The sequence below is a fragment of the Longimicrobiales bacterium genome, assembly GCA_029245345.1.
Lineage (GTDB): Bacteria > Gemmatimonadota > Gemmatimonadetes > Longimicrobiales > Gaopeijiaceae > CALFPJ01.
The window spans coordinates 56,458-66,719 of the sequence record JAQWPM010000010.1 but is presented as its reverse complement, the minus strand read 5'-3'; the positions used below and the strand labels follow the sequence as shown (position 1 = coordinate 66,719).

The window sequence follows — 10,262 nt, the reverse complement described above, 5'->3', positions numbered from 1 at the left end:
GTTGATGAGCACGTCGATCCGATCGTAGTCACGCCGGATCGCCCATGCCAGCGACCGGACTTCGTCGAATGAAGCGAGGTCAGCAAGGTACAGGCGTGCGCTCCCGCGCCCCTCGGCTTCAATCTCGGCCACAAGCTCCATCCCCCGCTCCACACTCCTTCCGTGGATGACGACGTGGTCGCCGCTCGCAGCAAGACCTCGGGCTACCTCTCTTCCGAGGCCGCCGGTGGAGCCAGTGACGAACACTACCCTTTGATCGTCGCTTGGCGAGCGGCCCGCGACCGGATGGAGTTCTTGTCCCGAAGCGGGGAAGACTGCGGAGCTTGTGATGAGTAGCGCGACAGCGAGTCCTGCGATCCGGCTCATGAAGGGACTCCTTACGGGGATGATCCGCACGAAAGCCAAAGGCACCGATGCCCTGAGCTCGGTCCAACATCCCGCCGCGACGAGCCGCGGGCAAGCGGGGAGAACGCTAGGAAACTAAGGGGGGAGTATTTCGCTACATGAGGCAGTTGGGTGATATTATCCTAAGAACTTGTATCACAATGACTTACGCACTATACGAAGCCCATGGTCATTGAACATCACACACTTCGTCACACGCTTTGGTCTTACGAAATACCCGCTTTCCATCGGGGTTCCGACTGCTTACCCCCCTCATTGGCGGCCACGGGGCGGTACTCGTACAGGACCGCACACATCGACGCCACTTCAATACCATTCCCCGAAGAATTGTGGTAGCTGGGGCGCGTCCCTTTTGCCGACAGGCGAGACCCCAGTACCCGGGGGGCACGCCTATTCCACCGGCGCTGACGCTGGACCTGTGAACAGTGTCGCACACGTCCGATCAGGCTAGTATGTTCGCAGAGCACTCACTGATGGTGGATGGCCCGATGAATAAGCCCCGGAGACTCCTTGGATGGATAGCCTGCCTTGTGACGATTGTCGTCTCCGGAGGATGCGTGGGTGCTACGTTCATACCGACTCAGGCCACGGCGTATCCGTCCAGGAACAGTTCCTGCGAGATCGAGGTGTTTAGTTCTGCGGTTCCAGATCTAGAATACGAGGAGATCGGCATCGTGGAAGGAGAGGGACGCGCGTGGAAGTCGGGCTTGGAGGATATCTTGCCCAAGATCATGGAGGAGGGGTGCTTGGCCGGAGGGGATGCCCTCATCATCCAGTCGAGTGACACGTTCTCAGAGGGGAGGGACGGGATGAAGGTCCAACGCCTCTCCGCCACCGTCATTCGATGGAAGACTGACTAGCGCCACCTCTGATGTCCCGCGAGTGGCGAGTGGCGTATCATCCCAGCGGCAACGAGCCCTCCCCAGTACCCCCGCCCCCCTCTGTCTTGACCGCCCGTGTCGGTACCCTTAGAAATGCGGTTTTGCACAGGTGAAGTTTCCGATGTCAGGTTGCCTTGGGATTCCTACTTGTCCAGAAAAAGTCTTCAAGAATGGACACATTTGAACGAGAAACTATGAACAAGTTGCTGATGTGCTGGACTTCACGAAGACGCAGAGCGTATCAGGTGTTCGCGTTGACGCTGTTGGTGGTAGCGACCTCATGTGTTGGGGGAGGCGATCAGCGCATCGTGGCTTTCGGAGACGTGCACGGGGACCTCGAAGCCGCACGAGGCGCGCTTCGTCTCGCAGGTGCTATCGATGACCAGGACCGTTGGATCGGTGGTGACCTCATTGTAGTGCAGACCGGAGATCAGCTCGACCGCGGTGACCAGGAACAAGCGATTCTGGATCTCTTCGAGAGACTAAGGATTGAGTCGGAAGCTGCCGGGGGAGCGTTCCACGCCTTACTGGGTAACCACGAACTCCTGAATGCGCGCCTTGACTTCCGTTACGTGACGGACGGCGGCTATGCCGATTTCATGGACGTCGTGGAGTACGATCCCAGTGACTCTATTCAAGTCTGGGACGGATCATCTGCAAGCTTTAGATCTTCAACTATGGCCGAGTTTGAACCACATCAGCGACCTCGTGTGGCCGCGTTCATGCCGGGTGGTCCCTACGCTAACCTACTGGCCAAGAGGCAGGTGATTGCCCGGGTCGGCGACAATATTTTTGTTCACGGTGGTGTGCTTCCTGAGCACGTCGCGTACGGTATCGACGCGATCAACAGTTCAGCGCAAGCATGGCTTCGAGGGGATGCAGACCTTCCCTCAGTCTTGTCGGGCTCGTTTAGTCCCCAGTGGACTCGATTGTACTCTGATGATCCTGATTCTTCGGCATGCTCAGTCCTGGAAAAGGCATTGAATGCGTTGGAGGCCAAACGAATCGTCATGGGACATACCATCCAACAGTCGGGGATTACCAGCGCGTGCGGCGCGCGCGCGTGGCGTATCGACGTAGCCATGGCCGCCTATTACGCGGCACGAAATGATTACGGCGGCTCCGTAGAAGTACTGGAAATCGTCGGCGACTCGGTCCGGGTGCTCAAGGAGGGTGGTTGAGTACCTAACGAGAAAATAGTTAACAACCCGAGAAAATCTTTCAACACTATCGCCGCTGACCCAGAACTACTAAACACTGTTCTGCTCGTCCTGAGTTGTGGGCCTGGGGAGCGGGTAATCGGCACTCTCTACCTACCGAATAGGGCATCGAGCCCCACCGCCGAGAGGTACATGCCACTGCTTGAGTGCCCCGAGCCAGGGACGATCATCTCCTGGTGCCCATGGAGGCTAGAGAGCCAGTCCATGAAGCGCACAAGGGTTTGGCCACGTTCAAGCCGATGGCGACCCTGCAGATTCGCACCACAGCTAACATCTAATTGCGCACTGAGGGTATCGGCGCTCCCGATGAGGATACGAACGTCTCGGCGTATCAACTGGGCCCGGATGGTGTCCACTCCAACCACGGTCGCGTAGTTGTAGGGTGATTGGAGGCCGTAGTGCCAGTCGTCATAGCCCGGACATCCTGATACATCGGGAACGACGAAAGTGCTGTCGACTTCTCGCTCGGGACGGAGGTAGAGATACGTCGATGGATTTGCGACAACATAACGGAATGAGACGGCCCCGAAGTTCTCCTCAGCACGACTCGCAGCGGCATATCGATGGGCGACCTGTCCACCCGCCGAATGACCTGTCATAACAATTTCTGTCAGTGCCGGAAAACGTGCTGGATCGGACAGAAGTTCGACGATTCTATCGATCGCAGTGTACGAACTCACTCGAGGGCGTGGCCCATCGGAGGAAGAAAGACTTCCGCGCTTCCAGCCTCCGCTGCTCCAGAACGGCTCATCGGCGGCAGGGCCATCCGAAGAGGTTTGAAAGTGTGGTGAAACCACGACGGTATGCTGCCGTAGTCCGGCGGCTTCCGCTGCCTGGAAGCCTGTGCGGAAGTAGTCGTCCGCGTTACGGCCCGTGCCGTGCACGATGATCAAGCCGCGGGTGACTTCATCGTTCCCTTCATATAGCGAGTGCGTACTGAAGACAGGGAGGTACAGGGAAGTCCCGGTCGCGATTCGTTCCGTACAGATCGATTCTGTCGACAAGCACGGAACCGGGCGCGATTCGACAACGATAGGGGCGGTTGCGTTGTCTCCGCAGGCGGGGAGCAAGATCGCAGCTACCAGAGCGTGTAGCTTGACCCTCAGCGTCTTTCTCGGCGCAAGATACTTCATGACTTGAAGGTGGGGTGAAGGCTATATGTTGTTCAGTCTCGGGGCGGCCCAAGGACATGAGAGTGCACAGGATCACAAAGACATAGCCGAGTCACCGATGACTCGCGAACAAATAGCCGAGGTCCAACAGATGGACTGCGAGTGGCTTGAGGCGCATCCCCCCGGCAACTAGCCCCCAGCCCCCCCATCGCTAAAAAATTTAGGTAGTTCTCCGTGGGGGCTTAGACACAGGGCGTGGTCACGCGCGCACGCGTGAGCCTAATGCGCAGGCGTGGGAATGGGGCGTTCCCCATGGAGAACAATCACGATAGGTCAGGTTTTCCCACATCAGTAACGGGCCACGTTCAGGAGCTGGACGAGGCCCAGGAACCGGACGAGGGTCACATGAACTCCTCAGGCTTCTTCTTCTTCAGGTCTGGGTAGGGGGTCCGCACCCGCCAGAGGATCGCAAAGACGACTGCCAACCCGACGAGCCCCACGCCATACGTCCACATCGGGATCACGGTCTCTTCGGTGATCCACCCGAGTTGAACGGGCACGATGCCGATGAAGTTGTTGCCGAAATGCCAGAGCATGGCCGGGAAGATCGAACCCGTAAGCAGAGTCGCACCCGCGAACAGCACACCGAGGAAGCCAGTCGGTAGCAGTCTGAAGAGCGACACGTGGAAGAGCCCGAAGATCGCTCCCACTACGAGACAGACGACCACGGGACGGAAGGTCTTCCTGAGGCCGTGCAGCAGTGCCCCTCGGAAAGCCAGCTCCTCCAGAATCCCCGGCGTGATCGTGAGGAAGAGGATGATTTGCCAAAGCGGCAGGTCGTCGCCCAGGAGCGATTCCCCGAACGATTCGAGCACCGGTTGAGGGACCGGGAAGACGTAGGTGTTCACGAGCCCGGCAAGTCCCATGCCGACGATGTACCCCGAGGGGATTCCGATCAGCACGGCGAGCCAGACGGCCGGATGAACCGGCCTGAGTGCGAACACGGTCTTTGGATCGAGCTTGTAGACGCGCACCATCAGGAGTGATCCACCGAGGAAGATCCCCCAGAGGTTCACGAGGATCTGGCCCCGCAGCCCGAGCGATTCCCCGAACCAGAGCGAGGTGATCAGGAGCGTCACCCACATCACACCGAACCAACGCAACACGTGGCGAGGGAAAAGTGCCGCGCCGCCTGTGAGATCGGCTTCGTCCAGGTCCGATGCCGAGATCAGCCGCTCAGTCGACAGTGTCTTCTCGGTGAGCCGCGCAGCATACCACGCGGCGGTGCCGGTCGAGGCGAACGCCAGCATCAGGAAGGGCCAGTCGTACTCACCGATCATGATCTCACGAACCGCTACCCCGATGCCGGCGATCGGGAAGAACGCGATCGCGGACCTCAGGTCCATGCCCGGCAGCATTCCGGCGAGCGACGGCACGAGGAATACGAGGAAGAGCGGGAAGAAGTAGATCTGGTATTCCTTGTAACTCTTCGCATACCCCGACAGGAGCAACAGCGCGCTCGCCACGAGAACGGTGAGCGGCAGGAAGAGGATCAGGAACAGAACCAGATCGAGTGGCGATAGCGCGATCGCGAATTGCTCCGGCAGGTCCACGATCCCGAGCACGAGGTAGAGCAGCAGGTTCAGGATGTTGATGGCCGCCACCGCGATGCCCACCGCGATGACGCCCATCATCTTCGCTGTGACGATGTCCGACCGGGCCGCCGCTGTCGTAAGAAGAGTTTCGAGCGTTCCCCGTTCCTTTTCACCGCTTATCGTATCGACGGCCATGATCGAGCCGCCACTCAGCATGAGAAGAAGCAGGAAGGGCGTCAGTGCGAGCCCCAGCATCGCGCCACCTTCGCGCTCTGCGCTCGCGGTGTTCTCCGTCGTGACCGACGCGATCTGGCTGACCTCGATGGGGAGCCCACCTGCGCGGTAGACGCTGTCACGAAGCTCCGAGCGCACTTCCGCGATCCGGCTCCCGAGCAGACGCGATGCCGTGCGTGAAAAGTCACTCTGGCCTCGATGCCTGAGGCGCACCGCGGGCAGCGACAGCTCAGGCTCGGACTCGTCTTCTTCCTCTGCTTCGTCTTCTTCCCCCGCAGCTTCACGTTCCGCGTCAGCCGCGGCCTCTTCCTCCGCACGAATCCGCTCGAATGCCTCGGGCGACAGGGCTTCGACGACGACGTGGATCTCCGCCGCAATCAACAGTGAGTCGGCCTCGTTCGTCTGGACCTCCTGGAATCGAACCGGGTTCCGGGTCGTGTCCGGATCATTCGCTTCCAGTTCAAGCGCGGCCGCGACCATCCGCCGGCCCCACTCAGCTTCGTCACCGGTTACGGCGTATTCGTATACGGTATCCTCGAGTCGTCTCTCTTCGTTCTGCTCGACCGCCCGCATCACGAGGATCATGACGGGGAAGAGGACGAGTGGTGCCACGATCGCGATCAGGATCATGCGCGTATCGCGCATAAGACGCTTGATCTCGTACCGGAACAGCGTAAGGAGAACGCTCCGGTTTCCTCCGACGGAAGGTTCTCCGCTCACTGACCGGATTCTCCGGGGCCGGGCGCACCGATCGCCGCTGCTGCGCCACCACCTGCGCCCGTGGCCGCGACGTAGTGCACGAAGATGTCCTCCAGGTAGTGCTGACCCGTCGCCTGTCGGTGCTCGTCGAGGGTTCCTAGCGCGAGAATCCGACCCCGATGGATGATGCCGATCCGGTCACACAATTTTTCGGCCTCACTCATGATGTGTGTCGAGAATATGACCGTCTTCCCCTCATCGCGGAGTTCGCCGACGACACGCTGCATTTCGATCGCGGCCATCACGTCCAGTCCCACCGTCGGCTCATCAAAAATGAGGATGGGTGGATCGTGAGCGATCGTCCGCGCGATGGAGATCTTCTGCTTCATTCCACTCGACAGTTTCTCCACACGGGCGTTGGCATATTCGGCGATCCCGAATCGATCGATGAGAGACTCGACGCGCTCAGCCACGCGGTCCGGCGGGTACTGATTGATTCGGGCGAAGAACTCGAGGGTCTCTCGGCCGGTCAGCCGCGGATAGAGCGCCGTCGACGCGGAGAAGAAACCCAGCGAGCGGCGAACCGCTTCCGGCTCGGCGAGCACGTCGTGACCATTGAGCGAAGCTCTCCCGCCGGTGGGCTTCAGAATCGTCGCGAGCATTCGGAGGGTCGTCGTCTTGCCGGCGCCGTTGGCCCCGAGGAGCCCGAAGACCTCCCCGGGTCGACAGTCGAAGTCGATGCCGTCGACAGCGTGGACCTCTCCTCGAGACTCGTCCCAGAAGGACTTCTGCAGTCCCTCGACGCGGACCATGGCGTTTTCCATGTCAGACAACTCCTTGTTTGGCCCCGGCGGTCTTCTTGCCGTTCCGATTCAGAAGGCGCTCCTTCGCGAAGCGCCAGAAGCTCCCGTCGAAAGAGCCCATGAGCAGGTCCTCGAACTGAAGCACCATGCGGGCGAGCATGAGGCAAAGCGCCACCATCACCAGCAGGACGACGAGCGTCTCAGCGATGAGTGGCCACAGGAAGACCCCGTTGATCGCGTCACGGATCATCATCGCCGCGTTGGCGACCGGGATCGCAGCGATCACAGGCGTCAGGGTCCGATCCGTCTGTTGACCCAGCACGAAGGGCAGGAGAGCGAGCCAATAGACCGGCATCGCCATGGCCTGTCCGTCCTTAAAACTCTGCGCGAACGAGGCAAGAATCATCATCGCGGCCGCGAAGAAGAGCGCCAGAGAAATCGCGGCGACGATCATCACGGGCAGGGCGAGGAACGGCAGCGTGAACTGGAACTGATCGCCCGCCTCGGCGAGTAGGGGGGCCATGATCGCGCCGAGCGACAGGAACACCGCTGTGACGTTGAGCACCCCGGCTATGATTCCCACGGTCGCGACATAGAGGTACTTGGCCGTCACGACGCTCAACCGGGACGCGGAGACCGTCATCAACGTTTCCCACGTCGAGCGCTCTCGCTCTCCGGCAGTGCTGTCGATTGCCGGGATGAAGCAACCGAGCGCCACCATGAGGACCAGGAAGAGCGGGATCATCTTGCCGAGGAGGAGCGCACCCATCTGTTCGTCGCTCGATACGTTTTCCTGCACGATCCGGAACTGCTCGCGGTCCGCACCAGCGATGCCGAGTTCAGCGGCCTCGGAGTCGACCCACTCCTCTCGGTAGTTGTCGACGATGGCCTCGATCCGGTCGCTCGCCCTTCGGCTGCGCTCCACGGCGCGGTCGTACGAGATGGCGACCTGAAAGTTGTCAGCGAGCTCGTCGCCCTCCGCACCAGGCGGTGCGAACTCCACGAGCGCGTCGAGTTCGCCGTTTCGTATGAGCGAGACCGCAGATTCCGCGGTGATCTGGTCGCGAAGCTCGACGTTTTCCCGATTCTCCAACGTATCCATCAGAACCGGATGATTGCGTGGCGCATCGAGGAGCACCACACGGGAGTGCGCGCGATCGGCCAGGCCGGACACGAACATCAGTCCCGTGAACATCACCCACATCATGACCGGATATAGGAAGACCGGCATGAGGATGCTGTTCACCACGATCGTCCGCTCGCGAAATGCAGAGCGAAGCTCTCGACGGTACAGGGTCCAGACATCCTGCCAGTTCACGGCGACTCCTGGAGGGGGCGGGAGGGCGGAACCACGAGATTCCGGTCCCACAATGGGCAGCGCGCTGTGCGAAAGCTAATGTAAGCCTTCTAATTACGAACGTTTGAAAACCACCGACCTGGATGAGAGACCGATGCTTGCTGCGACTCGCCACATCCCGCTGCAGCACGCCCAAGTGCTGCTCATGATCGTCCTCTCGGTATGGGTACTCCCTGGCGCGATCCGCGCACAAACGCTCGACCATCCGCCGCAGGAAGGAGTCGTCGCCGACGTTCCGTCGCTTGATGACCTCATGTCGTTCGCGAACGGCCAGAGTGATCTCCGGGTGGCTCTGGAGCGCTACGCCGAGGACCGCGCCGCACTGCACCGGAGGTACGACGTCGAGTTCTCTCCGACCCTGCGGGCACGCATGCGACTCTTCTACCGAGGATGGCAGTCCCGGCTCGAGGAGCTCGACTTCGAGGCCCTGAACCACGAGGGGCAGGCTGACTACGTGATGTTGAGCAACCGCTTGGTCTTCGAACTCGAGACGCTGGATGCCGAAGAGCGCTTCACTGCGGAGATGGCTCCGTTGATTCCGTTCGCGCCGGTCATCACCGAATTGCAGGAGCGTCGACGAGATCGAGAGCCGATCGTGGGTCGGGCTGCGGCGCAGACCCTGGACGATCTGGCGGACGAGGTCGAGGCCCTCACTTCGACGCTGCGGTCTTCCTCGTCGGGCGAGCCCTCGCGAGCCGAGCGAGTCTCAGCGTTTCGAGCTGCCAATCATCTGGGCTCGCTTCGCCGCACCCTCCGGGACTGGTACACCTACTACTCCGGCTACGACCCTCTTTTCACATGGTGGGCCGAGACGGCGTACATCAGAGCGGACGAGGCGATCGCAGCGCACGTCGACGTCATCCGGGAAGATCTCGCGGGAATCCTGGGCAGCGATCAGGACCCCATCATCGGAGACCCCATCGGTGCCGAGGGCCTGCGAGCGCATCTCGCACACGAGATGATCCCCTATGCGGCCGAAGAGCTGATCGCGATCGGCTATGCCGAGCTCGCGTGGTGTGAGGAGCAGCTCCTCATCGCCTCCCGTGAGATGGGATACGGCGACAACTGGCAGGGTGCTCAGGAGGCGGTGAAGGAGCTCGCGGTGCCTCCGGGCGGGAAGCCGGAAGTGATTCGGCAGCTCGCGAACCAGTCGCTCACCTTCATTGAGGAGAGCGGAACGATCACGCTCCCACCGCTCGCCGCCGAGATCTGGCGCATGCAGATGATGACGCCGGAGCGGCAGCTCATCAATCCGTTCTTCACGGGGGGAGAAGTGCTCAGTGTGTCGTATCCTACGAACACGATGGGGCACGACCTCAAGCTCATGAGCATGCGGGGCAACAACCCCCATTTCAACCGCGCGACCGTGCATCACGAGCTGATTCCGGGGCACCACCTGCAGGGCTTCATGAGTGATCGCTTCAACGGTCACCGCAACATGTTCCGCACACCGTTCTGGGGTGAGGGATGGGCCGTGTACTGGGAGATGCTCCTCTGGGATCAGGGGTTTACGCGCGGTCCGGAAGACAAGATCGGCATGCTCTTCTGGCGCATGCACCGGGCGGCCCGGATCATCTTCTCGCTCTCCTTCCACCTAGAGCAGATGACGCCCCAGGAAGCCATCGACTTCCTGGTGGAGCGGGTTGGTCACGAGTACGCAAACGCGGAGGCCGAGGTGCGCCGGTCTTTCCAGAGCACGTACTCACCTCTCTACCAGGTCGGCTACATGATGGGCGCGTTGCAGTTCAGGGCGCTTTACGAGGAGCTCGTCGATTCAGGGCAGATGACCGCGCGCGAGTACCACGACGCGGTGCTGCTCGGCGGTCGCATGCCGGTCGAGATGGTGCGGGCGCGTCTTACCGGCCAGGAAATCGATCGCGACCACCAGGCTTCGTGGCGCTTTTACGGCGACCCGCTGGGTGGACGTGACCAGTAGGCCGCCGCCTACTCCTTATC

At 60.9% G+C, this 10,262-nt stretch carries 8 protein-coding genes; 3 read left to right on the top strand and 5 right to left on the bottom strand.

The features are described 5' to 3' along the window. A partial coding sequence (locus tag P8L30_02770; GenBank protein MDG2239099.1) for an SDR family NAD(P)-dependent oxidoreductase occupies positions 1 to 366 on the bottom strand: 366 nt, incomplete at its 3' end. A 569-nt stretch (positions 367 to 935) separates the two neighbouring features. Between P8L30_02770 and P8L30_02765 the strand changes: the two genes are divergently transcribed. Together P8L30_02765 and P8L30_02760 are read left to right on the top strand one after the other, a co-directional pair. Then, positions 936 to 1,265 carry a hypothetical protein gene (locus P8L30_02765; protein MDG2239098.1) on the top strand — a complete coding sequence of 110 codons (330 nt, stop codon included), beginning with the start codon at positions 936 to 938 and terminating at the stop codon, positions 1,263 to 1,265. Positions 1,266 to 1,480: 215 nt separating this feature from the next. Further along, positions 1,481 to 2,467: a metallophosphoesterase gene (locus P8L30_02760; GenBank protein MDG2239097.1), complete on the top strand. Its 987-nt coding sequence runs from the start codon at positions 1,481 to 1,483 to the stop codon at positions 2,465 to 2,467. 128 nt (positions 2,468 to 2,595) lie between these two features. Here P8L30_02760 and P8L30_02755 read toward each other — a convergent pair whose 3' ends face one another. The 4 genes from P8L30_02755 to P8L30_02740 form a co-directional block, all read right to left on the bottom strand. Next, positions 2,596 to 3,639: a hypothetical protein gene (locus P8L30_02755; GenBank protein MDG2239096.1), complete on the bottom strand. Its 1,044-nt coding sequence runs from the start codon at positions 3,637 to 3,639 to the stop codon at positions 2,596 to 2,598. 380 nt (positions 3,640 to 4,019) lie between these two features. Then, entirely contained in the window at positions 4,020 to 6,167 is a 2,148-nt protein-coding gene (locus tag P8L30_02750; protein MDG2239095.1) for an ABC transporter permease subunit, read from the bottom strand. Next, entirely contained in the window at positions 6,164 to 6,970 is an 807-nt protein-coding gene (locus tag P8L30_02745; GenBank protein MDG2239094.1) for an ABC transporter ATP-binding protein, read from the bottom strand. The genes P8L30_02750 and P8L30_02745 overlap by 4 nt, the downstream gene beginning before the upstream one ends. A gap of 1 nt (position 6,971) precedes the next feature. Beyond that, the gene (locus tag P8L30_02740) at positions 6,972 to 8,267 is read right to left on the bottom strand and encodes an ABC transporter permease (GenBank protein MDG2239093.1); all 1,296 of its coding nucleotides are present in this window, start codon (positions 8,265 to 8,267) and stop codon (positions 6,972 to 6,974) included. Between the two features lie 133 nt (positions 8,268 to 8,400). Here P8L30_02740 and P8L30_02735 point away from each other — a divergent pair, with 133 nt between their 5' ends. Beyond that, positions 8,401 to 10,242, top strand: coding sequence for a DUF885 family protein (locus tag P8L30_02735; protein ID MDG2239092.1), 1,842 nt, complete (start codon positions 8,401 to 8,403; stop codon positions 10,240 to 10,242). Positions 10,243 to 10,262: the final 20 nt, after the last annotated feature.

Excerpts from the sequence above, each read along its gene's own strand:
- P8L30_02760 (MDG2239097.1), top strand. The coding sequence starts at position 1,481 with ATGAACAAGTTGCTGATGTGCTGGACTTCACGAAGACGCAGAGCGTAT.
- P8L30_02755 (MDG2239096.1), bottom strand. The coding sequence starts at position 3,639 with ATGAAGTATCTTGCGCCGAGAAAGACGCTGAGGGTCAAGCTACACGCT.
- P8L30_02735 (MDG2239092.1), top strand. The coding sequence starts at position 8,401 with ATGCTTGCTGCGACTCGCCACATCCCGCTGCAGCACGCCCAAGTGCTG.
- P8L30_02745 (MDG2239094.1), bottom strand. The coding sequence starts at position 6,970 with ATGGAAAACGCCATGGTCCGCGTCGAGGGACTGCAGAAGTCCTTCTGG.